This window comes from Pseudomonas sp. GL_093, assembly GCF_057837605.1.
Genome location: NZ_CM174448.1, coordinates 3994376 through 4017331, shown reverse-complemented (window position 1 = coordinate 4017331; position 22956 = coordinate 3994376). Strand labels below are relative to the sequence as shown.

Here is a 22956-nt window from a genome sequence, read left to right as displayed (position 1 = left end):
ATGAGGCTGCTCATAGCCATCCCGAGGCGAGAGGCCATGCCCTGGGAATCGAGACACGCCCACCACTCCCGCTTGCAAGAAGCTTCACACCCAGACTGTCGGTCTGCGGATAGAGGCGACTGCTGAGGGTGAAGTGTCCGTTTTCGTCGAACACCTCGATGGACGAGCGATCGAGAAACACGCGTAGTTCCAGTCGCTCTTGTGTCGGGTCTATCGACACGCTGCGTTGACCTGTGACTTGCGCACCCGAGCTGCTGCGGTCAAGCACCAGGCGCTGCAGTGACGCATCGTAGTAGAGCAGCGTTTCTTCCTGGCCATCGACGCTGCAGCGCAAGGCGATTCCCAAGTGGCCGTCGGTGCAGCCGAGCAAATCCAGATGCACGTGGATTTCGAGCATAGCTCCATTCACTTCCGACACCCACCGGGTTCCCGCTTCATCCCACCAGGACGTACCCGGTAATGGGGTCTGGCGTAGAGCCGTGAGCTCCCGTGCCGGAAACACGCAAAGGCGATCGGCGCACAGTTCAAGTTCGCGCGGCAAACCGAGCATCCCGCACCAGTGATGGGCCTGGCTCGGCATAGGGCTTTCCCACATGTCGAGCCACGCCCACACAAGGCGCCGACCATCGGCGGCCAGGAGCGTTTGCGCGGCATAGAAATCGTGGCCGTTATCCAACTCGATAAAAGGCCCGCCCGTGAAGTGCCATTCGCTGTCGAGTCGGCCCACTCGATAACCGGTCTGGTACTTGTTGAGCCGTTCGTAACCCTCGGGTTGCATGCCCTGGGGGGAGTACAGCAGCACATCGCGCCCGTTCAGTCGGAACAGATCCGGGCACTCCCACATATAGCCATCGCCCTCGCTGCCGCTGGACACATAATCAAGGAACTCCCAGGCGTGCAGATCCGTGGAACGGTATAGCGGCAGTAGCGGTTTATCACCCAGACGTGCGCCGGCAATGAGGTACCAATAGTCATCCTCCTGCCATACCTTGGGGTCACGAAAGTGCATGATCGTGTCTTGCGGCGCGGTCTCGATGACGGCGCCATGTTTGACGAACCGGATGCCGTCGATGCTGGTGGCCAGGCACTGGACTTGACGGATCAAGCGTTCGTCACCCACGTCCCCCAGCCAGGTGTGCCCGGTGTAGATCAGTGCCAGGGTATCGCCACACACCACCGCGCTACCGGAAAAACATCCGTCACGGTCGAAGTCATCGCCGGGTGCCAGCGCAATGGGCAGGTGCTGCCAATGGACCAGATCGGCACTCTTGGCGTGCCCCCAATACATCGGGCCCCATTTCGCTTCGAAGGGGTAATGTTGATAGAAAACGTGATATTCGCCACGAAAGTACACGACCCCGTTAGGGTCGTTCATCCAGCCTGTCGGGGGGGCGATATGATATCCGGGGCGATAATCCTCGATGACGCGAGACAGGCCGTCACTCAGTGCACGCTGCGCAAGGTCAAGGGAAGAAGACATTGGATCGCTCATGTTATTCGAAGACAAGGTCATAGGGCCGATGCTCGGACTGAGCGCAGAGAAACATCATTCGGCAGGTTTCCAATGGCTTGTGGGTGGCGCTTCAAGGCCGTGCCGGCGGCGTCGAACAGGTGCAGGTTGTCGATGTCCAGTTGCAGCTCGACCCGATCGCCTGCCAGCCAGCCGGCGCTGACCTCGCAACGACAGATCAGTGGCTCGTCCTGACCTGTTTCGAGGTGCACATAGGTCTCGCTGCCCAGGTATTCGACCGCAGTCACGAGGACGCCGGCGGCTCCCTCCGCCGCCTTGAGCGACACATGCTCCGGGCGAATCCCCAGGCTCAGCGCCGTGCCTGCCGCCAGGTTCGAGCTGTCGAAGGGTAGGGACGTGATACCCCATACGAGGGTATCGACCAGGCTGGTTTCGCCTGGCGTCTGCAGGCGCGCCGGCAGAAAATTCATTCTGGGCGAACCGAGAAAACCGGCGACAAAGCGGCTGGCCGGGCGCTCATAGAGTTCGCGCGGTGAGCCGACCTGTTCTACGCGACCGCCATTGAGCACGACAATTTTGTCGGCCAGGGTCATCGCCTCAACCTGATCGTGGGTGACGTAGATCATGGTCGAGCCCAGTCGATCATGCAGTCGGGCGATTTCGTTGCGCATCTGCACCCGCAAGGATGCATCCAGGTTGGAGAGCGGTTCATCGAACAACAAAATGTCCGGCTCCCGCGCCATGGCTCTGCCCATGGCCACACGCTGACGCTGCCCTCCAGACAGTTCCTTTGGCTTGCGTTGCAGCAGTTTGTCCAATTGAAGGATTTGCGCTGTTTTCAGCACGCGCTCGCGCAGGCTGCTCTTTTCAGTCTTGGCCAGTTTGAGACCAAAGCTGATGTTGTCGTAGACGCTCATGTGCGGGTACAGCGCATAAGACTGAAACACCATGCCGACGCCACGCTCGCGCGGCTCCAGGTCGTTGACCCGACGCCCGTCGATCAGCAGGTCGCCGCCGCAGATCGAATCCAGTCCGGCGATCAGGCGCAGCAGGGTCGACTTGCCGCAGCCCGAAGGGCCGACGAACACCACGAATTCACCCGCAGCAATCTCCAGGCTAACGTCGCGAAGAACCCGCACGCCGCCCAATTGTTTGTTCACGTTGTCCAGTTTCAATTTGATCACGATGCTGTTCCTTGTACGTGTTGGGCATCAACCCTTTAACGCGCCGGTAGTGAGACCGGAAACGATTCGGCGCTGGAAGATCAGCACCAGAATCACCAGTGGGACGGTGACCAGCACCGAGGCGGCCATCAACAGCCCCCAAGGCAACTCATGGGGGCTACCGCCGGAAATCAAGGCGATGGCGACCGGTACTGTGCGTTGCGTGTCTGTGAGGGTGAAGGTCAAGGCAAACAGGAACTCGTTCCACGCTGCGATAAAGGCCAACAGGCCAGTGGTGACCAGTGCGGGCCATAGCAGCGGCAACAGCACTCGGGTAAGCGTGACCCAGGGCGAAGCACCATCCATGATTGCCGCTTCTTCCAGTTCATGGGGCAGTTGGCCCATGAACGTGGTCAGCACCCAGACGGTGAAGGGCAGGGTGAAAATCGTGTAGCTCAGGATCAATGCCCAAGACGTGTTGTACAGACCCAGGGCGCGGATCACTTCGAACAGCCCCGACAGTACAGCGACCTGGGGAAACATCGACACGCCGAGAACCATCATCAATACCGTGCCACGCCCCCGGAATTTCACCCGTCCCAAGGCATAGGCGGCGGTCACGCTGAGGAACAGCGCCAGCGTCACCACGCTAAGCGCAACCACCAGGGAGTTACCGATAGCCCGCAGGAATGAGGCTTGATGGAGTACCGCCGCGTAATTGGAGAAGTCGGGGTTTTCGATCCAGTAGCTCACCTGGAACAGGGCACTGGACGGCTTTAGCGAAGTCACGATGGCGTAGTAGAAAGGGAAGACCGCATACAGCAGCAAAACCCCGATCAGGCACCAGAATCCGAGGCGCAACAGCGCTTTTTTCAGTAGGCGCGGGCTCATGATCGAACCTCCATTTGACGGCGTCCGAGGTAGAGATAAAGCATGGCGATTACCGCAACGACCAGAAACAGCAGAGTCGAGGCCGCGCTGCCATAGCCAACATCCTGGAACTCCACCAGGTGTTGGCGGGCATAGACCGACATGCTCATGGTGCTCGAAGAATTCGAGGTCAGCACATAGATGACGTCGAATACCCGCAGGGAATCGAGGATGCGGAAGATCGCCGCCACCAACAATGCAGGCATCAACAGTGGAAGCGTGACGCGCCAGAACACTTTCAGCGGATGAATACCGTCGACCCTGGCGGCTTCGTAACAATCGCTCGGCAACATCTGCAAGGCCGCCAGCATCAGTAGCGTGACAAAAGGTACGGTCTTCCAGACGTCGACGATGATGACCGCCCACATCGACAGATCCGCATCTGCTGTCCAGGCCAGGGGGGCATCAATCAGGCCGACACTCAGCATCATGTGATTGATGATGCCGAACTGGTCGTTGAGCATCCATGACCAGATCTTCGCCGAGACAATGGTAGGAATCGCCCACGGAATCAGAATCAACGCACGCACCAAAGAACGGCCGGTGAACTTGATGTTCAACAGCAACGCCACCAGTAGCCCCAGGACGACTTCCAGTCCCACCGACACCACGGTGAAATGCAACGTGTTGCGCACAGCGTTCCACCATTGTGGATCGACCAGGATGCCCGACCAGCTGGAACCGTTGTGGAACAGATAATTGCTCAAGCCGACGAAGGTTCCGCCACCGGTGTCCGCCAGGGTGGCGTCAGTCAGGCTGAACCAGAATGTACGCAGTAGCGGCCAGGCGGCCACGAGGGCCAGACACATCAACATCGGTGTCAGAAACAGCCAGGCGGCGCGTACTCGGCGGCGCTGTACAGGCGTTTCCCTGGTGAGCAGGAGCTCGTCACAGGGGGCATGGGTAGTAGAGACAGACATGGTGATTTCCTTCCTTGTGGCTTACCAGTTCCGGCGTTTGATGCGCGTGAGTTCGCTTTCCAGTTCGGCCAGCGCCTGATCGACAGGCAATTCGCCCGCCAGCACGCCATGCACTCGATCGAAGAACGCATTGGAGACCCGTGGATAGCGCTCGGCTGTTATTGAGGCGGGGCGCATGACCCCTTCGTTGAGAATACTGAGGAGTTGACTGTAATAAGGCATGGCCGCGAGCAGCTCGGGGTCTTGATAAAGCGACTCGATAACCGGGTTATAGCCGCCTACTAAAGCTCGATGTTTTTGCTGCTGGGCACTGGTCAGGTAGGTCACCAGTTCTGCGGCAAGTTTTGGATGGGCGCTGTAACGCGATACCGCCAGGCCCCAGCCACCGAGGGTGGAGGCATGGGTGCCGGTCATGCCGCCTCGGGGCAGGGGAGCGACGCCGACTTTATCTTTTACGGCACTGTCCTGGCTTTGTACCAAGGCCCAGACATAAGGCCAGTTACGCATGAACAACGCATTTCCCGACTGGAATACGCCACGTCCTTCTTCCTCGGTGTAGTTGAGTACGCCACGCGGGGAGATGTCTCCTACCCAGCTTTTCGCCAGGGTCAAAGCAGTTATCGAGGCCTGACTGTTGACCACGATATCTCCTGCTGGATTGACCAGTCCGCCTTCCGGTTGGCTGCTGATCCACTCCAGCGCATTACACGTCAGCCCCTCGTAAGCGCGTCCCTGAAAGATGTAACCCCATGCATTGGGGTTACCGGCAGTGCGCTCTGCCTGTTGAACATCCCGGGCGGTAGCAGTCATTTCCTCCCATGTCTGGGGAACCTGCTTGGCGTACTTATCGAGCAAGTCCTTGCGGTAATACAGCAGGCCCGAGTCGGTGAACCACGGCATCGTCACCAGCCGTCCATTCACCGTGGCGTTATCCACCTGTGCCTGGAAGTAACCTTGAGTCGCGTTGGCGGGCAGCACCTCGCGCAGATCCATCAGATGTTTGGCCAGCATCCCCGGCCACACCATATCGATTTGAATGATGTCGATGTCGGTGGACTGAGCACTGAGGATCTGTTGGTAGAACGACAACCTCTCGGTCGCCGAGTTAGGCGTGGAAACCACCTCGACGTTGTTGCCGGTCTGTTTCGACCACGCCTCGACAGCCTCCTTGCACAGTTGTAATTCCGCACCCACTGCACCGCACGAAATCGTCAAATCGGCTGCGCTCGAGACGGATGGAAGTCCGGCACAGAGGGTGATTAGTGCTGCTGGAAGGAGAGATTTCAGATGTTTCATTGAGCACCCTTTATTTTTGTTTTTAGAAAAGTTAACGTTAACATCGCCAAATGTAGCAGCGTATTTGCGATGAGGCATCCATTTTTTCGTCGATTGCCACAATTTACAACTCACGAAAAAAGGCTGGTCGCGGGAATTACACAATAAAAACAAAACAGGGAATCCACATGCAGAAAGCATCAAGCTGGCTACTCGCAGGTGTGCTCGGCACCTCGGCGGCGACCTCTCAGGCCGCGACTCTGGAAGAACGCATGGCCGCGTTTGAAGTCCGTGCCAGCGCAGCGGAAAAGCGCGCAGCCGCAGCTGAACAACAAACCCAGGCACTCGCCAGGGAATTGCAGCAGATCAAACTCGCCACTCCCGCCGCGCAGCCTGTTGCGTCCACTGCGACAGCCATTGAGGCGCCTGGGTTGGACACCCGGCTGGCAAAACTGGAAGCCCGTCAGCAAAGCATGGAAAAGCAGGGCAGCAGCGGCCACCTCACGGACGGCTTCAGCTTTAAGGGTTATGCCCGTTCCGGATTGCTGATCAACGATGGGCTAGGTGGTGGTCGTGGCGGCCCTTATACAACCCCGGCCGGTTCAGTCGGTGGCGCCGTCGGGCGACTCGGCAATGAAGACGACACCTACATGCGCATCGACCTGTCGAAAGAGGCCTATGCGCAGAACGGCACCCATTCAAAATTCACGGTGTCCATTGCCGACGGTGTGGAAAGCTCCAATGACTGGACGGCCGACGAAAGCAACCTGAACGTGCGTCAGGTCTTTACAGAACTCGATCATCTCGCCGCCTTCAAGGGCAACTCAGTGTTCGAGAACTCCACCTTGTGGGCAGGCAAACGATTCGACAGAGATAACTTCGATATCCATTGGCTGGACTCTGACGTGGTCTATCTGGCTGGCACCGGAGGTGGTATCTACGATGTGCAGATGAACAAGAACTGGCGCTCGAATTATTCTTTGATCGGGCGTAATTACGGGGATTTCAGTGAAGGCGGCATCAACGCCGATGTGGAAAGCTACATCCTGACCTCAAACCAGTTCTTCGACAGTGGTCAGTGGCAGTGGATGTTCAACGCCATTGGCTCAAAGAAAAACGACATTGGCACTCGCAGCAATGAAGCAGGGCTGACGCCTGCGGATTCCGGCTTGCACAGCATGTTGGCCAATCACCAGAAAAACTTCTTCGGCCGGGAAGGCTTCTTCAAGACAGCGCTGCTCTATGGGCAAGGTCTGGGGGCAGAGGTCAAGAACGTCGGCTCGGATGGTGAGCTGATTGACGATGCCCGCGCTCTGCGTCTGGCACTTTACGGCGAGACTCCCATTGCGCCTGGTTGGCGCATCGGCCCCAGCTTGTTGGCCGAACAAAGCAAGGATAGATACGTCAAGGGTGACAATTACCGCTGGATGACCCTGAACATGCGTTTGGCCAATGCAATCAACAGCAATTTCGAGATGGCCTACGAAATGAGCTGGCAAACCATGAACCTCGACCCGAAGGGCTATCTACAACGTAATGCGGTCGACGGTAACTTCTGGAAATTCACTGTCGCCCCAACATTCAAGCCTGACGTTGGAGACCTGCTCACACGTCCCGAATTGCGAGTGTTCGCAAGCTTCATGAATTGGTCTTCGGATCTGGACAGATACAGTACCTCAGACTCCTTCGGCAAGACGGATTTCAACGCCGGAGGTGTGTGGCAATACGGGATACAAATGGAAACCTGGTTTTAATACTTGAACGCGTCCGGCCAACCCGCCTTCAGCATACCTGCCGGCGGCTGTTGCTCCATTTCGCCCCTCGGCATTAGCTTTCTCGGGAGTTTTTTGGTTTGCTGGATGCTCTGGAGCGAGCCGCTTAGCTTCATCAATGACGGGTTGCTACAAGCGTAATCGACCCCTCAGGTTGTCCCGCCAGCTAGCGTTAAATGAGCCGGAGCCAGTGATTCAAGCCAGTTCGTGCAACTGAAATACTGACGAAACATTCTGGCCATATGATTCGCGTCACTGAAATCCAGGGAGTTGGAGATGAATCGACCATCAAGAAGCATGCGCAAACTGCTCGACTCCGTCGCCACTAACAATGAGGTAGCGGCGCTCGATATGATGCGCGCAGCAGAGCAGCTCCAAGACGAAGTGCTACGCCAACGGTTGCTCAACATGATTCACCGGCTCAACCAGGACGCTATTGACTTACGAGCGGCGCGTGACGATATCCAGGGCGGAGCCATAAAGCTCGCGTGATCGGTCTCGGTGGGTCAGCCGGGTAGTTGGGTCGACGTTCATCTGCTTTGGAGCAGTCATCCTGACCATGCGTCGACAGGTTGCATAAGAGGAGGAGCGCAGAACAGGCGCCAAAACATCACCACTGATTTGATGCAGAGCCTGCCTCTTTCAAGCCAGGGTAATCATTGAGCGCAAGGCTAGACTCACCATCGTCCATTGGCTCGCGCACTGATTTATGTATCACTCCGGCTTCAGCATCCGCACGCATCTGATCGAGCTCCCTGTGAAATGCCTTGTCCTGAACCGTGGGCTTACTGGTGTATGGCTTTCTTTCGGGTTCAGGCTGTGCTGCATAAGTCGTTACTGCATCAGGGTCGTGCTGCAGCTTTTCTTGAACTTGCGATTCCAGCATCGCACGTAGCGCATCTTTGTCGGGGCGAGTCAGCAATTTGTCAATCCTATCAGGAAACCAGGCACCCAGTAATCGACTGGGCCAGTGGTCGGTTGGGGAACATCCAATCGATCGTGTTGAAAATTTGGGCTGCAGATACAGCCACAGGATTTCAGGTCGAAGAGAAGAGGCGGATCATCAATTTCTTCCAACACGGCGATCGTGTCAAATTTGGAACATGCCTGGGATGATTTCGTAATCGACAGGAACGCTGGACGTCTTACTCATGGACTTATGTATGGCTGCTTGGTGTACGTAAGGATATGCTGCCCCCGACTTCATATATGCCAATAAAAACCAACCACAGTGACGTTATGAGCCAATCAGAGACGCGAGCGACTGCCCTAGCGCTGTATCCAGAGGACTCCCGCGAGGCGGCGGCTCTGCTTAAGCAGGCCGTACCACTGATGGTGCGTCACAACATTCCACCCAATCCTGTGCACTATGCTCTCTGGTACACCTACAGCAAAGGTCAGGAGCCAGAGCTTAATCGCCATCTGGACAGGGTGGTCAAAGACTTCGACTGTTTCCCTCCAGAATCCGCCACGAAGCTTTTTCGCGACTACATCATTCGTGACGAATTGGAGGAGGCGCGCGCAGGGCAACAACAAGCGATCGATCTGGTTGACGACATGGAGCGTAATGTCTCGCGTAGCGTGAATGGCAGTTCCAACTTTCAAACCAGTCTTGGCCATTGCATGGAAATGCTCGCGGAGCCGGTCGACCAGAGGTTGCCCGCCATTCTGAGCGAGCTGCAACAGAGCACCCAGGTCATGCAGGATCAGCAAGAGCTTTTCCTCTCCCAGCTGCACTCAGCGCAAAATGAAATCAAGAGTCTGAGAGACAAGCTCGAGCGAGCCCAACTGGCTGCATCTTTGGATGGGCTGACTAAGGTGTTGAACCGAGCTACCTTCACTCGCTTGCTGGAGCATGCATTGATCAACGCTCCTCATGGGGTGGCATTGGTCATGTTGGATATCGATCATTTCAAGCAGTTCAATGACCGGTATGGCCATCCTTTGGGCGACCGCGTCCTTGAGCATGTTGGTCAGGTGTTACGGAACTCAATCCCGCCTCAGGCCCTGGCGGCACGCTATGGTGGTGAAGAGTTCTGTGTAGTCCTGCAGGAGTGTTTTGATCTCACCAGTGCTCATACTTTTGCGGAGCAGCTGCGCCTAAAAATTCAGGCGCTACGGATCAAGGTTCGTGGCACGGATGAGGTGCTAGACACTGTAACTGCATCTTTTGGTGTCGCCCTCGCCAAAGCCGGTGACGATGTGGAAAGCCTTCTGACTCGTGCCGATGATGCCCTCTATCAAGCCAAGCGCAGCGGGCGCAACCGAGTGAACTGAAACTGGCGTTCGGAAGTCACGTTTACACGATGCAAAGCGGGTCGAAACCAAGGCCTTATAGTGCCTTTGAGGCAACATGCGCCCCTGAGTCATCTCGCTGCCAACCGCCGCCCAATGCTTTGAACGTGGCCACTGCAGCGCGAGCCGATTCAGTTTGTGCCTGGGCTCTGCCATCAGATGCCGCTAGGAGATGTTCATCGGCATCCAGCACTTCGATCAAGCTGACCACGCCTTTTTCATAGGCGGCAAACGACGTCGCTCTGGCTTTCGCATACGCCGACTCGCCCTGGGCGAGCTGGGTCGATTGTTGCTCGCGGTTGATCCGTGCCGAAACAGCGCTTTCCACATCTTCGCAGGCCCGCAGAACGGACTGGCGGTAAGCGGCCAAGGCTTCGGCTTCCTGGCCCTTTGCCAAATCAATCTGGGCGTTGATGCGGCCAAAATCGAACAGCCGCCAGCGTAATCCCAGTGCCGCCGAAGCCTGACTGGCGCCGTTGCTGAACAGGTTTGCGCTGGATATCGATGTAGCACTGCCGAGCAGCGCAGCCACAGACAGTTTGGGGTAGTACTCGGACACGGCTTCGCCGATGCGCGCGCTGGAAGCCGCAAGACGGCGCTCCGCGACGATCAAGTCTGGACGCCGACGCAGCAGGTCGGCCGGAGCGCCCATGTCCGAGAGGCCTGGCACCTCAGGGATGGGCGCCAGCTTAGTCAACTGCGCGCTGTAAGTGCCGGGCGCCTTGCCCAACATGACATCCAGCGCATTCATTGCCGCGTCAATGCCTGATTGCAGTACCGGAACGGTGGCCTGCGCTTGGTTCAGCGCGCCTTGGGTCTGGTTCAACTGCAGTTCAGCCGCCAGGCCTTTTGCGTAGAGATGTTCGATGGTGGCGAGCAGTTGTTGTCGTGTGTCTACTTGCTGCCGGGCAATTTCCAGGCGTGCTTGCAGGCCACGGATGCTGATGTAAAGGTCGGCTGTCTGCGCGACCACTGCCAGGCGTGTGGCAATCGCTCCGGCTTGCGAGGCCTGATAATCGGCGAAGGCCGCTTCTTTACCTCGGCGCAGCCCGCCAAACACATCCAGCTCCCAGCCGGCATTCAAGTTCGCCTCATAGGCACTGCCGTAGCGATTATAGGAAGGGTCTGAATTCAACACTTGGCCCAACGGCGTCTCCAATGACTGACGGGCTCGGGCCGCTTGACCATTGACGGTAGCCGACGGCAGGAGGGCTGCGTTAGCTGCGCCCAAACCGGCGCGAGCCTGCTCGATCCTTGCGTTTGCCTGGGCTAAATCGAGGTTCTGTTCAAGTGCTCGATTTATCATCTGACTGAGTATCGGGTCATTAAATGCGTTCCACCAAGCGGCGAGATCGTCATTTGCGGCGCCCAGTTGTCGTGCCTTGGACGTTTGCGCGGAGAAATGCTCGGGCAATTCCACACGGGGTTTTGAGTAGTCGGGGCCCACTGCGCAACCTGCAACCATACCCAAACACAGTAAAACGGCGAAACGAGGAGGAGGGTGCATGCGATACCTGCGAAAGGGTCGGTTTGTGACGATATTACAATTTGGTCACAAGTTGTCAACCACCTTTGGGATGAGTAAGCTGCTCGCATGAATCAGCCATCAGTTTCTTCGCCCAGCGCCCGTGGCCCAGCCGATCACGACATTCGAGACCAGATTGTCGCGGCGGCCAACGAACATTTCCGTCAATACGGTTACGGCAAAACAACGGTTTCTGACCTAGCCAAGGCCATCGGCTTTTCCAAGGCTTACATCTACAAATTCTTTGAATCCAAGCAGGCGATTGGTGAAGCAATCTGTACAAATTGCCTGACTGAAATCGCTGCGGCAGTGGAGCAAGCCATCAATGTAGACGGCATCTCGCCGACTGAACGTTTTCGGCGCCTGGTTAAAACCTTAATCGCTACAGGTGTGAGCCTGTTCTTTAACGACCGTAAACTCTACGACATCGCAGCGTTCGCCGCGTCGGAGCGATGGCCCAGCTCACAAGTCTATGACGCTCAGATCAAGAGCTTCGTGTTGCAAATCGTGCGTGAGGGGCGAGAGCTCGGTGAGTTTGAACGCAAGACTCCGCTGGACGAGACGGTAGAGGCGATTCATCTCGCTCTGCGGCCCTTCATCAATCCTCTGCTATTGCAGTACAACCTCGATTTTGTTGAAGAAGCTCCTTCTCTCATCTCCAATCTTGTTCTGCGCAGCCTGATGCCTTAAACCTCTGCTGACGGATGCGCTGCGCATCCGTATCAGCGTGTGCGCCTGAAAAACTGGATATCAAACCTCTCTCTGCTTTGCTCTGATCAAGTGGGTGATGTTCATTCGTCTCGACAGTGACTATTGACATATTTGGTCACTTGAATAAGCATGGCGCATCCGCTACCGAGAGGTCTCTATGATCCAGCGCCCCCACCTGTCATTCATTTTCATTGGCTTGTTGCCGTTTGCCCTCGCGGCCTGCAACGAGGCCGCGCCTGCAGATCCTCGCCTTCAAGTGCCCTTGGTGCGCATCGGCGTGGTTCAACCCTCCGCGCCTGCGGCACGGGTATTCACCGGTATCGTCGCGGCCCGAGTTCAGAGCGATCTCGGTTTTCGGGTACCTGGGAAGGTCTTGGAGCGTTTGGTGGATGCTGGACAGAGTGTCAAGCGCGGGCAGCCCCTTATGCGAATCGATGCCAACGACCTGACGCTGACCGCGCGGGCACAGCAGGAAGCGGTACTGGCCGCCATGGCCCGAGCTCGGCAGGCCTCCGATGACGAGCTTCGCTACCGTGATCTGGTGTCCGTCGGAGCGGTATCTGCTTCAGCTTACGCAGGGTTCAAAGCAGCTGCCGACTCGGCGAAAGCCCAACTCAACGCAGCCCAGGCCCAGGCTGATGTGGCGAAAAACGCGACCGGTTATTCGACGTTGCTGGCGGATGCTGACGGGGTGGTAGTGGATACCTTGGCGGAGCCGGGGCAGGTAGTTGGCGCAGGGCAGGTGGTGGTACGCGTTGCCCATTCAGGGCAGCGCGAGGCCGTGATCCAGTTACCCGAGACGTTACGTCCTGCGCTGGGCTCGGCGGCGACGGTTGAGCTATACGGCCAGCACCAGACTGCAGGTAAAGCGCGTTTACGCCAATTGTCCGACTCTGCCGACCGACAGACCCGAACGTTTGAAGCGCGTTATGTGCTGGAGGGGGCACTCTCCAACGCCACCCTGGGTTCGACGATCTCGGTGGTTATCGCTGACACGGATGTTGCTGATGCCAAGGAATTACAGGTGCCCATCGGGGCCCTTTACGACGCCGGTAAAGGCCCGGGGGTCTGGGTGGTGGGCGGGGAAGCTGAGCAGGTGGCATGGCGCCCGATCAAGGTTCGCGGCCTGAATAATGAGGCCAGCATGCGCGTGACGGGGGATCTGCAGGTGGGTGATCGAGTTGTCGCATTGGGTGCTCACTTGCTAAGCGAGGGAGAGAAGGTCAGGACTGAACTCGCCGATGCTCCGCAAAATTCAGTGGTTGAGGTAAGTCGATGAGCGGCTTCAATCTTTCGGCGCTGGCCGTACGCGAGCGCTCAATCACGCTGTTTTTGATCCTGCTGATTTCTGTGGGTGGGTTGTACGCTTTCTTCAAACTGGGGCGTGCGGAAGATCCCGCATTCACCATTAAACAAATGACGGTGGTCACTGCCTGGCCTGGGGCGACGGCCCAGGAGATGCAAGACCAGGTGGTAGAAAAGCTGGAAAAACGCATGCAGGAGCTGCGTTGGTACGATCGGACCGAGACCTTTACCCGGCCCGGCTTGGCATTCACTACGGTGTACCTGCTCGACAGTACGCCGCCCTCAGCCGTCCAGGAGGAATTTTACCAGGCGCGCAAGAAAATCCTGGATGAGCAGAAGGGGTTGCCGTCTGGGGTGATCGGCCCGATGGTCAATGATGAGTATTCCGATGTCACCTTCGCGCTCTATGCGCTCAAGGCCAAGGGCGAGCCGCAACGTCTGTTGGTGCGCGAAGCCGAGAGCTTGCGCCAGCGTCTGCTGCATGTGGCGGGTGTGAAGAAGGTCAACATCATCGGTGAACAGGCCGAGCGCATTTTTGTCGAGCTGTCCTACGAGCGTTTGGCGACACTGGGCATTTCCGCACGAGACATCTTCAGTGCGTTGAACACGCAAAACATGATAACTCCGGCAGGTTCGGTAGAAGCGAAGGGCCCACAGGTTTTCATCCGCCTGGATGGCGCGTTTGATGACCTGCAGAAGATTCGTAATACCCCACTGACGGTGCAAGGCAGAACCCTCAAGTTGTCCGATGTGGCTGAGGTCAAGCGTGGTTATGAGGACCCCGCGACGTTCCTGGTACGCAACAACGGCGAGCCGGCACTGGTGCTCGGCGTGGTCATGCGCGATGGCTGGAACGGTCTGGATCTTGGGAAGTCGCTGGAGGCGGAGGCGACAGCGATCAACGAGCAGATGCCTTTGGGCATGAGCCTGACCAAGGTCACGGATCAGGCGGTGAATATTGACGCATCCGTCAATGAGTTCATGGTGAAGTTTTTTGCTGCCTTGGGCGTGGTGCTGCTGGTGTGTTTTCTCAGCATGGGCTGGCGTGTCGGCGTTGTGGTTGCCGCGGCGGTGCCGCTGACCCTGGCGGCCGTGTTCATTGTCATGGCGGCCACGGGCAAGGACTTTGATCGAATTACCCTGGGCTCGTTGATTCTGGCGCTGGGACTGCTGGTGGACGATGCAATCATTGCCATTGAAATGATGGTGGTGAAGATGGAGGAGGGCTACGACCGAATCAAGGCCTCCGCTTATGCCTGGAGCCACACGGCCGCGCCGATGTTGTCGGGAACGTTGGTGACGGCGATCGGCTTTATGCCCAACGGTTTTGCCAAGTCGACCGCTGGTGAGTACACCGCGAACATGTTCTGGATCGTTGGCATCGCGCTGATCACTTCCTGGGTGGTGGCCGTGGTGTTTACACCTTACCTGGGCGTCAAACTGCTGCCGCAGATCAAGGTGCCTGAAGGCGGGCATACGGCGATTTACGGTACACCGAACTACCAGCGTTTCAGGCGCCTGCTGGGCAGTGTGATCCGCCGCAAAGGCCTGGTGGCGACATCCGTCGTGGGCTTGTTCGTTGTTGCGATTTTGGGCATGGGCGTGGTCAACAAGCAGTTCTTCCCCACGTCCGACCGACCTGAGGTGCTGGTTGAGGTGCAGATGCCTTACGGCACCTCTATCGAACAGACTGATGTGGCGGCGGCCAAGGTCGAGGCATGGTTGGCTCAGCAGCCGGAGGCCAAGATCGTCACTGCTTACATTGGCCAGGGCGCGCCGCGCTTCTACTTGGCGATGGCCCCTGAACTACCCGATCCATCCTTCGCAAAAATCGTCGTCCTGACCGCGAATCAGCAAGAGCGTGAGGCGCTCAAGCTCCGCCTCAGACAAGCCGCGGCCGATGGTTTGGCGCCTGAAGCTCGGGTGCGGGTGACGCAGTTGGTATTTGGTCCTTATTCACCGTATCCGGTGGCCTTTCGGGTGATGGGCGCCGACTCCGCGGTGTTACGAGATATCGCCGCGCAGGTGCGTGCGGTCATGACCGCCAGCCCCATGATGAGGACCGTCAACACCGACTTGGGCGAGCGCACACCGGCACTTCATCTCACGCTGGATCAGGATCGCCTGCAAGCATTCGGCTTGACCTCGACCGATGTCGCGCAACAGCTGCAATTCCTGCTTACAGGGGTGCCTGTCACCGAGGTGCGTGAGGACATTCGTTCGGTTCAGGTGGTGGCTCGCTCGGCGGGTGAAACGCGTCTGGATCCGTCGAAAATTGCCGCCTTCACGCTGACCGGCGTCCAAGGCCAGCGCGTGTCGCTGTCCCAGGTAGGGGCGGTGGATGTGCGCATGGAGGAGCCCATCCTGCGGCGTCGTGATCGGACGCCGACCATCACCGTGCGCGGTGACGTGGCTGAAGGTCTTCAGCCTCCCGATGTCTCCAACGCCTTGATAACGCAGTTGCAACCCATCATCGAAAAGCTGCCGGCGGGCTACCGAATTGAGTTTGCCGGCGCGATCGAGGAGTCGGGTAAAGCAAACAAGGCATTGCTGCCGTTGTTCCCGATCATGATCGCGCTGATGTTGCTGACCATCATCATTCAGGTGCGCTCGATGTCGGCAATGATGATGGTGTTCGCCACCGCGCCTTTGGGCCTGATTGGTGTGGTGCCCATTCTGCTGCTGTTCCAGCAGCCGTTCGGGATCAACGCCTTGGTGGGATTGATTGCCTTGTCAGGGATTCTGATGCGCAACACGCTGATCCTCATTGGCCAGATTCACTCTAATAAGCAAGCCGGTCTGTCGCCTTATGACGCAGTGGTCGAAGCCACTGTGCAGCGCGCGAGGCCCGTGATTCTCACGGCGTTGGCGGCGATGCTGGCGTTCATTCCGCTGACCCATTCGGTGTTCTGGGGAACGCTGGCGTACACCCTGATTGGCGGTACGTTTGCCGGCACGGTGCTGACTTTGGTGTTCCTGCCAGCGATGTACGCCCTCTGGTTCAAGATCAAGTCTGAAGCCCCACAGGAACTCTCGACACATGTACGTCCTGCCTGATTGAGCGGGTAAACGTTCGCTTGGGCGAGCGTTACGCCTTCTCAAGGCTGGTCGAAGAACCCGACGCCGCTTCACCGACACGTTTCAAGGCGCCGGTGTTGCTGACCGCGTAAGTGCCGACTTTTTCGCTTTTCTCGCCCGTTACCAGCAACCAGCGCCCGTTGGGTGAAAAAGCGATATTGCGTGGCTGCTTTTCTTCCACCGGATAGTTCTCGAGAAAGCTCAAGCCGCCTGCTCGAAGTTGCACACAGCGACCGTTGCTGCCGGCGAACTTGGCCAATACCACCGCACCACGGCGAGGGATGACTTGCTGCGTGGCATTTTCGATGTCGATGTCGATGTCGATGTCGCCGCCCAAGTCACGCGTATCGAGGTTGATTCGCCTCGGAAAACACCGACCAGATTTCTGCTTCTTTCTACACCACCAAGCCCACTGGATTGAGGATGGGGTGATCGGCAGTGGGGCGCAACGCAGCGCGCAGCACTGAGCGAGTCGTTCATTCGCAGAGTTGGCCGTCAGTAAAATTTGACGGCCTTCGCTTGCCGCTCTTCAACCTCCAGGCGCCCCGCAAATGCCACGTTGCTCAAGCACGTTTCACTGCATCGGCACCTAGAGGCGGCAGGTGAACATCAGCTGTACTGATTTGCCGAACCAGCAGCGGATTTTAGCTTCCTGGAATGGGTCAGCTGATAAGCAATTGCCAACCAAATGAACCACCCTGGCATGACCAGCAAGGCAATACGAGTGTCAGGTCTTAATGCCAGCAGGCAGAGAACAAACCCCAGGAACGCCAGGGAGAACCAGGCCATCGGCACGCCACCAGGCATCTTGTAGGTCGATTGCGCATGCAGGTCGGGTCGGCTTTTGCGATAGGCAATGTACGACGCGAGGATGGTCGACCAAGTGAAAATCACCAGGATCGCCGACACGGTAGAGACGATGGTGAACGCTGTCATGACTTCCGGAACGATGAACAGCAGCAGTACGCCCACCAACATCAACAGTGTCGTGAACGCCAGGCTTAGCAAGGGCACGCTACTGCTCGACAGGCGCCGAAAAAACCCCGGAGCGTTGTCGTGATTAGCCAATCCAAACAGCATACGACTGGATGAAAATACGCCACTGTTAGCCGATGAGGCGGCAGACGTCAGCACCACAAAGTTAACGATACCTGCTGCTGCGGGAAACCCTGCAACCAGAAACAGTTCGACGAAGGGGCTCTTGCTGGGCGAAACCTGCTGCCAGGAAGTCACTGCAATAATGCAGGCCAGTGCCAACACATAAAACAGGATGATTCTCAGCGGTATCGAGTTGATGGCTTTAGGCAGGGTCTTCTCGGGGGAACGGGTTTCGGCGGCAGCGATGCCGATCAGCTCGGTGCCGGCAAATGAGAAGATGGCCATCTGGAAACCGGCGAAGAAACCGAATAAGCCGTTAGGAAAGGTTGCCTGTTTATCCAGCAGGTGGCTCAGGGATGCCGTGACGCCATTGGGTGAGACAAAGGAGCTGGCAATCAGCACCATGCTGACCCCAATCAGGGTGACGACAGCAATGATCTTGATGATTGCGAACCAGAACTCCACTTCACCGAAAAGCCTCACGGTCAGCACGTTCAAGGCAAACAACGTCATTAGCATACCGATGGCCGGTATCCAGGCGGGTACATCGGGGAACCAGTACTGAAAGAATCCGCCGACCACCACGGCATCGCCCACCACCGCGACGCTCCAACTCAGCCAGTACGACCAACCGAGGAAAAATGCCGCTCGCGGGCCGAGGTAAGCACCGGCAAAATCCGCGAAGCTTTTGAAGTTCAAGTTTGACAGCAACAGTTCGCCCATGGCGCGCATGACGAAGTAGACGAACATCCCGATGATCATGTAAATGAGGATGATCGACGTGCCCGAGAGGGCAATGATCTTCCCGGAACCCATGAACAGACCTGTACCGATGGCACCTCCCATGGCCATTAATTGAATGTGACGATTGCTGAGCGTGCGCTGCAGCGCGGGCTGTTCAACCCGCTCGGATGGAGTCGATTTCATTACAAAACCTCTTGATTTTATGTTTTTGAGTTTTGGCAGAAAGTGGGTGTCTAGCGTTCTTGTTAGAGATGCAACGGATACTGACGGTGGTGGTTTGGGGGTGGCAGGGTTTCTCCTCCGCTAACAAGGTGCACGGCCCATTGGCACTTGCTCAGGGGGCTATCAGCTGACTGTGCGCAGGCGCGAGAGAACTGCTGGTTGCTGCCCAAGCAGTTGGTAGAGATTTTTTATGTTGGCAGGCGTCGGCACCAGATGGATGCGCTCACCGATGGCATGCTTGCGCGCCAGGTCGTGCAGGTAGCGCAGTGACGAAAAGTCTTCCAGGGCAAACCCCACCGAATCGAAAACGGTGACCTGTGCGGCGTTCTCGCGGCCAGGGACTTCGCCCTGAACAATCCGGAAGAATTCGACGACGGGAAAGTCGGCCTCCAGTTGTTGAATATCGCCTTCAATCCGGGTTTGAGGTTCAAACTCAACGATGACCCGGGCATTGCGCAGAATGTCGGCGTGCAGTTCGGTTTTTCCCGGGCAGTCACCGCCGACGGCATTGATATGCATGCCGGGCTCGATCATCTCGGGCGTCAGAATCGTCGCATAGGCTTTGTCTGCGGTAACTGTGGTAACGATGTGCGCGCCCTTGACCGCTTCCTGTACCGAGTTGGCCAGAATCACCTCAATATCCGGGAATGCGGACAGGTTGTGCTTCAACTTGAGTGAAGCGTCGCGATCGATATCGAAAATGCGTAGTTCCTTGATGGACAGCATTTCGTGGAAGGCGAGGGCTTGAAATTCGCTCTGAGCGCCATTGCCGATGATTGCCATGATGCTTGCACCGGGGCGCGCCAGAGACTGCGCGACCAAGGCAGAGGTCGCGGCAGTGCGCACGGCTGTGGTCAGCGTCAGTTCACTGAGCAGGGTTGGATAGCCACTGTGGACATCGGCCAGGACACCGAAGGCCATGACCGTCAGCAAGTCCCTTTGACCATTGTCCGGGTGGCCATTCACGTATTTGAACGAGTACTGTTGGCCATCGTCGGTCGGCATCAACTCGATCACACCGACGGCCGAATGATTGGCGGTGCGAGGCGACTTATCAAACTGTGCCCAGCGTGAATAGTCAGCTTCGATGTAAGCCGCCATTTCGCGGATAGCCCGGCGGATTCCCACCTTGGCGAACAGGCGTGCGGCATGATCGACGTCTATAAAAAGAGTCATGTTTTTATTCTCCGATTCAATAGTTGAAGCGCTGCTATTCAGTGGATGACTCAGGCGCGTTTGCTCTCGTAGCCATGCAGCACGTTGACCGCATTGATCCCGATTTCATCGACCATGTAGCCGCCTTCCATCACAAACAGGGTGGGGCAGCCCACGCCGGCTATCAGCTCGCCGATGCCGATGAAGTCTTCGCTTTCCAGCAGGAAGTGGCTGATGGGGTCGTCCTTGAACGTGTCGACGCCCAGTGAAATAACCAGCACTTCAGGGGCAAATTGCTGGAGTTTCTTGCAGGCGTGGAGCAAGGCGTTGCGGTAGCTTTCCCAAGTGGTGTTCTTCGGCAGCGGATAGTTCAGGTTGTAACCTTCGCCGTGGCCAGCGCCGACTTCGTGGCGGTAGCCTGAGTAGTACGGATAGGACACCGTCGGTTCGCCGTGCAGCGAGACAAACATGACGTCACTGCGCCCGTAGAAAATATTCTGGGTACCGTTGCCATGATGAAAGTCGACATCCAGTACCGCGACACGTTTGGCACCTTGGGTAATGGCCTGCTGTGCGGCAATGGCTGCGTTGTTCAGATAGCAATAGCCGCCCATGTATTCACGTGCGGCGTGATGGCCGGGCGGACGGCATAGGGCAAAGGCACTGTCGTGGCCTTCATCGATCAGCGCCAGTCCGGTCAGCGCGATATCGGCACTGGTTTTTACCGCTTGCCATGTGGTGGCGGTAATGGGCGAGCCGGCGTCCATGGCGTAGAAACCCAGTTTGCCGTCGATGAAAGTCGGCACTTGCTCGTTGGCCAGATCACGCACTGGCCATACCAGCGGCAAGGCATCGTGGGTGCGCCCGGTTGCGCACCATTCAGACCAGGCAGATTCCAGAAAAGTTACGTAGCGCTCGCTGTGCGCGTTGACATAGCACGACCGATCAAATGCTTGCGGTTCGATGATCTGGCCAAGCCCTACCTGTTTGACCCGATGATGGACGGTATCGGCCCGACTGGGCTGTTCGAAGGACGGCTTGAGCACGCCGTCTTTCAATTCGGTGCCATGGTGCAAACGGTGGGAATCACTGAAAACTGTAAACATTGTGCGCATCCGTTGATGTGAGCCAGTGCAAATATTCTGTTCCGGCTGGGATGCGCTTTCTTTGCTTTGTTTTCGTGGTTTACTAGATTATTCGGGAATTTTTACTCAGGAATGGCGTAATGCAGAAAAAATCATCCAAACGCATCAGTCTCGACGACACCGACCTGGCGATTCTCGCGTTGCTGCAGGAGGACGCGAGTATTTCCAACGCCGAGCTCAGTGAGCGGCTGTCGTTAAGCCTTACGCCTTGCTGGCGGCGGCGTAAGAGAATGGAGGAAGCGGGCGTGATAAAGGGCTATCAAGCCATCCTTGATCGACGAATGCTGGGGCTGGATATCATGGCGTTCGTGCACATCCGTTTTTCCACCCACGCCGATCACGCTCCGGACGCCTTCGAGGCGGTGATTGCGCAATTGCCCGAAGTGTTGTCCTGTCACAAGATCACCGGGGATGCCGATTACGTGCTGCAAGTGCTGGCAGAGGATCTTGATAGCTACAGTGACTTTATCGAGCAGGTTCTCAGGCGTCAGGTGGGTATTGCATCCATCCAGTCCAGTTTGTCGTTACGCGAAGTCAAGACCAGTAGCCGTATCGCGATACCCCAATCGAGCAGGGGGTAAAACGATTGAGGTAGTCCGGAGCCCCGACGATGGCCCAGGCGACATTGGGCGACAGCCGCCGAACAATCATGTCCTCCTGAAAAACAGATCAGAAGGTGTAAAGCTATTTCAGGACTACACACAGCCATTAAAAAAAGCAGCCCTTTGGCACCGATAACATCGTTTCTCGGGCGCACCGCTTTTCAATATCTTGGCCGCCAGATCTGGTGAATGACTCAACACTCACCACCCTCAGTGCGAGTAGTCTTAATGAACAATAAACCTGACAACGCAGGGCTTGATAACGCCGGAGCGGGGACCCGAGCGGTCTGGGGCGGGGAGCAAGTCAGGCACCCCTACAACGCCACTCAAACACCGATCGTGGTCAGCGCCGCTTACGGTTACGACGACATCGACGTCTGGTACGACGTTGCGTTGGGCAAGACGCCGGGCTTTATCTACAGCCGCATGAGCAACCCGACGGTCGAGATCCTCGAAGCAAAAATTCGTGAGTTGGAAATGGCCGAGTCCGCCGTGGCCTTCAGCAGCGGCATGGCGGCGATCAGCAGTGTGCTTTTCACCTTCCTGGCCAATGGCGATCGTGTGGTGTCAACCAAGGACAGCTACGGTGGCACCAATAAGATTTTCGAAGAATTCCTGCCGCGCACGGGCGTTAAGGTGACCTTGTGCGAGACGTTTGATCACGAGGAGATCGAGCGTGAAATCGCCAAAGGCTGCCAGTTGGTGTACCTGGAGACGCCGACTAACCCGACCCTGAAAATACTCGATATCCAGCGTCTGGTAGCTGCAGCCAAGCGCGTCGGTGCCGTGGTGGTGGCGGACAACACCTTTGCCACGCCATTGAATCAAAACCCTCTGGCGTTAGGTGTGGACGTGGTCATCCACAGCGCGACCAAGTTCCTCAGTGGCCATGGCGATGTGCTCGGCGGTCTGGTGTGCGGTAACGAATCCTTGATGGCCAAGGTTCGTCATTACCGGGAAATCAACGGTGCGACGCTCGACCCGTTCTCGGCCTACATGATCATCCGGGGCATGAAAACGCTGGTGCTGCGCATGCGTCAACAGCAACGCAGTGCCCGTGCCCTGGCGGAGTTCCTCTGCACCGAACCGTTGGTGGAATCGGTCAATTATCCCGGCTTGCCCGGTCATCCGAACCACGCTGTGGCGTGCACGCAAATGTCCGGCTTCGGCGCCATCGTCAGTTTTGTTCTGGTCGGTGGGATGGACACGGTCAAGGTGCTCTTGCCACGTCTGCGATTCGCCCACTGCGCGGGCAATCTCGGTGCAGTGGAAACCATTTACGGCCCGGCCCGGACCACCAGCCATGTCGAGAACACGCTGGAGGAACGACTGGCTCTGGGTATCTCCGAAGGACTGGTGCGGGTCTCGGTCGGCATTGAAGACACTGACGATCTGCTCGACGATTTGAAGCAGGCGTTCGCTTTTGTCAGGTGTTCGCGCGATGAGCCGGCACAGGCAAACACACAGCACTCAAACAACAAAACGTGCATCGAGGCAGCAAGCTGAAGTTTTAACGTTAGTACCTCACGACAAGGCCGTTAGTGA

General features: G+C 57.2%; 18 protein-coding genes and 2 pseudogenes. 9 read left to right on the top strand and 11 right to left on the bottom strand.

Features of this window, described 5'->3' with window-relative positions; all coding sequences use genetic code 11:
* Positions 1-10: 10 nt before the first annotated feature.
* From AC3IUE_RS18335 to AC3IUE_RS18315, 5 genes are read right to left on the bottom strand one after another with little or no spacing between them, the layout of a single operon-like run.
* Positions 11-1513: a glycoside hydrolase family 32 protein gene (locus AC3IUE_RS18335; protein WP_489263209.1), complete on the bottom strand. Its 1503-nt coding sequence runs from the start codon at positions 1511-1513 to the stop codon at positions 11-13.
* Positions 1510-2655: an ABC transporter ATP-binding protein gene (locus tag AC3IUE_RS18330; RefSeq protein ID WP_489263208.1), complete on the bottom strand. Its 1146-nt coding sequence runs from the start codon at positions 2653-2655 to the stop codon at positions 1510-1512. The genes AC3IUE_RS18335 and AC3IUE_RS18330 overlap by 4 nt, the downstream gene beginning before the upstream one ends.
* Before the next feature lie 27 nt (positions 2656-2682).
* Positions 2683-3525, bottom strand: a complete 843-nt coding sequence (locus tag AC3IUE_RS18325; protein WP_415760421.1) for a carbohydrate ABC transporter permease — start codon at positions 3523-3525, stop codon at positions 2683-2685.
* On the bottom strand, positions 3522-4484 hold the full coding sequence (locus AC3IUE_RS18320; protein ID WP_489263206.1) for a carbohydrate ABC transporter permease: 963 nt from the start codon (positions 4482-4484) through the stop codon (positions 3522-3524). Before AC3IUE_RS18320 ends, AC3IUE_RS18325 begins: the two co-directional genes overlap by 4 nt.
* A 21-nt stretch (positions 4485-4505) precedes the next feature.
* Entirely contained in the window at positions 4506-5780 is a 1275-nt protein-coding gene (locus AC3IUE_RS18315; protein ID WP_489263205.1) for an ABC transporter substrate-binding protein, read from the bottom strand.
* A 167-nt stretch (positions 5781-5947) separates the two neighbouring features.
* Here AC3IUE_RS18315 and AC3IUE_RS18310 point away from each other — a divergent pair, with 167 nt between their 5' ends.
* The 3 genes and pseudogenes from AC3IUE_RS18310 to AC3IUE_RS18300 all read left to right on the top strand — a co-directional run.
* Entirely contained in the window at positions 5948-7513 is a 1566-nt protein-coding gene (locus tag AC3IUE_RS18310; RefSeq protein ID WP_056741546.1) for a carbohydrate porin, read from the top strand.
* 294 nt (positions 7514-7807) lie between these two features.
* Positions 7808-8023, top strand: a complete 216-nt coding sequence (locus tag AC3IUE_RS18305; protein ID WP_056741547.1) for a hypothetical protein — start codon at positions 7808-7810, stop codon at positions 8021-8023.
* Between the two features lie 4 nt (positions 8024-8027).
* Positions 8028-8111: pseudogene (locus AC3IUE_RS18300) on the top strand (LysE family translocator); the annotation flags it as partial.
* Positions 8112-8141: 30 nt separating this feature from the next.
* Here AC3IUE_RS18300 and AC3IUE_RS18295 read toward each other — a convergent pair.
* On the bottom strand, positions 8142-8453 hold the full coding sequence (locus AC3IUE_RS18295) for a hypothetical protein (RefSeq protein WP_226299650.1): 312 nt from the start codon (positions 8451-8453) through the stop codon (positions 8142-8144).
* Positions 8454-8770: 317 nt separating this feature from the next.
* Here AC3IUE_RS18295 and AC3IUE_RS18290 point away from each other — a divergent pair, with 317 nt between their 5' ends.
* On the top strand, positions 8771-9808 hold the full coding sequence (locus AC3IUE_RS18290; protein ID WP_489263203.1) for a GGDEF domain-containing protein: 1038 nt from the start codon (positions 8771-8773) through the stop codon (positions 9806-9808).
* A gap of 55 nt (positions 9809-9863) precedes the next feature.
* Here the strand turns inward: AC3IUE_RS18290 and AC3IUE_RS18285 are convergent, their stop codons facing one another.
* The gene (locus AC3IUE_RS18285) at positions 9864-11333 is read right to left on the bottom strand and encodes an efflux transporter outer membrane subunit (RefSeq protein WP_489263202.1); all 1470 of its coding nucleotides are present in this window, start codon (positions 11331-11333) and stop codon (positions 9864-9866) included.
* 87 nt (positions 11334-11420) lie between these two features.
* Here AC3IUE_RS18285 and AC3IUE_RS18280 point away from each other — a divergent pair, with 87 nt between their 5' ends.
* From AC3IUE_RS18280 to AC3IUE_RS18270, 3 genes are all read left to right on the top strand, one after another.
* Positions 11421-12041, top strand: a complete 621-nt coding sequence (locus AC3IUE_RS18280; RefSeq protein WP_489263201.1) for a TetR/AcrR family transcriptional regulator — start codon at positions 11421-11423, stop codon at positions 12039-12041.
* A 178-nt stretch (positions 12042-12219) separates the two neighbouring features.
* Entirely contained in the window at positions 12220-13341 is a 1122-nt protein-coding gene (locus AC3IUE_RS18275) for an efflux RND transporter periplasmic adaptor subunit (RefSeq protein ID WP_489263200.1), read from the top strand.
* Positions 13338-16424, top strand: coding sequence for an efflux RND transporter permease subunit (locus AC3IUE_RS18270; RefSeq protein ID WP_489263199.1), 3087 nt, complete (start codon positions 13338-13340; stop codon positions 16422-16424). The genes AC3IUE_RS18275 and AC3IUE_RS18270 overlap by 4 nt, the downstream gene beginning before the upstream one ends.
* A 31-nt stretch (positions 16425-16455) precedes the next feature.
* On the opposite strand, the pseudogene AC3IUE_RS18265 reads toward AC3IUE_RS18270, so the two are convergent.
* From AC3IUE_RS18265 to AC3IUE_RS18250, 4 genes and pseudogenes are all read right to left on the bottom strand, one after another.
* Positions 16456-16656, bottom strand: a pseudogene (locus AC3IUE_RS18265) (beta-propeller fold lactonase family protein); the annotation flags it as partial.
* Between the two features lie 398 nt (positions 16657-17054).
* Positions 17055-18470 (bottom strand): amino acid permease, encoded by a 1416-nt coding sequence (locus AC3IUE_RS18260; protein ID WP_489263198.1) that lies wholly within the window; start codon positions 18468-18470, stop codon positions 17055-17057.
* Positions 18471-18632: 162 nt separating this feature from the next.
* On the bottom strand, positions 18633-19685 hold the full coding sequence (gene ocd, locus AC3IUE_RS18255; protein ID WP_489263197.1) for an ornithine cyclodeaminase: 1053 nt from the start codon (positions 19683-19685) through the stop codon (positions 18633-18635).
* Between the two features lie 50 nt (positions 19686-19735).
* Positions 19736-20770: a histone deacetylase family protein gene (locus AC3IUE_RS18250; RefSeq protein ID WP_489263196.1), complete on the bottom strand. Its 1035-nt coding sequence runs from the start codon at positions 20768-20770 to the stop codon at positions 19736-19738.
* Positions 20771-20889: 119 nt separating this feature from the next.
* Here AC3IUE_RS18250 and AC3IUE_RS18245 point away from each other — a divergent pair, with 119 nt between their 5' ends.
* Positions 20890-21390, top strand: coding sequence for an Lrp/AsnC family transcriptional regulator (locus AC3IUE_RS18245; protein WP_046048637.1), 501 nt, complete (start codon positions 20890-20892; stop codon positions 21388-21390).
* Between the two features lie 249 nt (positions 21391-21639).
* Positions 21640-22917, top strand: a complete 1278-nt coding sequence (locus tag AC3IUE_RS18240; RefSeq protein WP_489263195.1) for a cystathionine gamma-synthase family protein — start codon at positions 21640-21642, stop codon at positions 22915-22917.
* The last annotated feature ends 39 nt before the right edge of the window (positions 22918-22956 follow it).

Excerpts from the sequence above, each read along its gene's own strand:
- AC3IUE_RS18275 (WP_489263200.1), top strand. The coding sequence starts at position 12,220 with ATGATCCAGCGCCCCCACCTGTCATTCATTTTCATTGGCTTGTTGCCG.
- AC3IUE_RS18325 (WP_415760421.1), bottom strand. The coding sequence starts at position 3,525 with ATGAGCCCGCGCCTACTGAAAAAAGCGCTGTTGCGCCTCGGATTCTGG.
- AC3IUE_RS18285 (WP_489263202.1), bottom strand. The coding sequence starts at position 11,333 with ATGCACCCTCCTCCTCGTTTCGCCGTTTTACTGTGTTTGGGTATGGTT.
- AC3IUE_RS18270 (WP_489263199.1), top strand. The coding sequence starts at position 13,338 with ATGAGCGGCTTCAATCTTTCGGCGCTGGCCGTACGCGAGCGCTCAATC.
- AC3IUE_RS18315 (WP_489263205.1), bottom strand. The coding sequence starts at position 5,780 with ATGAAACATCTGAAATCTCTCCTTCCAGCAGCACTAATCACCCTCTGT.
- ocd (WP_489263197.1), bottom strand. The coding sequence starts at position 19,685 with ATGACTCTTTTTATAGACGTCGATCATGCCGCACGCCTGTTCGCCAAG.
- AC3IUE_RS18305 (WP_056741547.1), top strand. The coding sequence starts at position 7,808 with ATGAATCGACCATCAAGAAGCATGCGCAAACTGCTCGACTCCGTCGCC.
- AC3IUE_RS18240 (WP_489263195.1), top strand. The coding sequence starts at position 21,640 with ATGAACAATAAACCTGACAACGCAGGGCTTGATAACGCCGGAGCGGGG.
- AC3IUE_RS18290 (WP_489263203.1), top strand. The coding sequence starts at position 8,771 with ATGAGCCAATCAGAGACGCGAGCGACTGCCCTAGCGCTGTATCCAGAG.
- AC3IUE_RS18245 (WP_046048637.1), top strand. The coding sequence starts at position 20,890 with ATGCAGAAAAAATCATCCAAACGCATCAGTCTCGACGACACCGACCTG.
- AC3IUE_RS18320 (WP_489263206.1), bottom strand. The coding sequence starts at position 4,484 with ATGTCTGTCTCTACTACCCATGCCCCCTGTGACGAGCTCCTGCTCACC.
- AC3IUE_RS18260 (WP_489263198.1), bottom strand. The coding sequence starts at position 18,470 with ATGAAATCGACTCCATCCGAGCGGGTTGAACAGCCCGCGCTGCAGCGC.
- AC3IUE_RS18310 (WP_056741546.1), top strand. The coding sequence starts at position 5,948 with ATGCAGAAAGCATCAAGCTGGCTACTCGCAGGTGTGCTCGGCACCTCG.
- AC3IUE_RS18250 (WP_489263196.1), bottom strand. The coding sequence starts at position 20,770 with ATGTTTACAGTTTTCAGTGATTCCCACCGTTTGCACCATGGCACCGAA.
- AC3IUE_RS18335 (WP_489263209.1), bottom strand. The coding sequence starts at position 1,513 with ATGACCTTGTCTTCGAATAACATGAGCGATCCAATGTCTTCTTCCCTT.
- AC3IUE_RS18280 (WP_489263201.1), top strand. The coding sequence starts at position 11,421 with ATGAATCAGCCATCAGTTTCTTCGCCCAGCGCCCGTGGCCCAGCCGAT.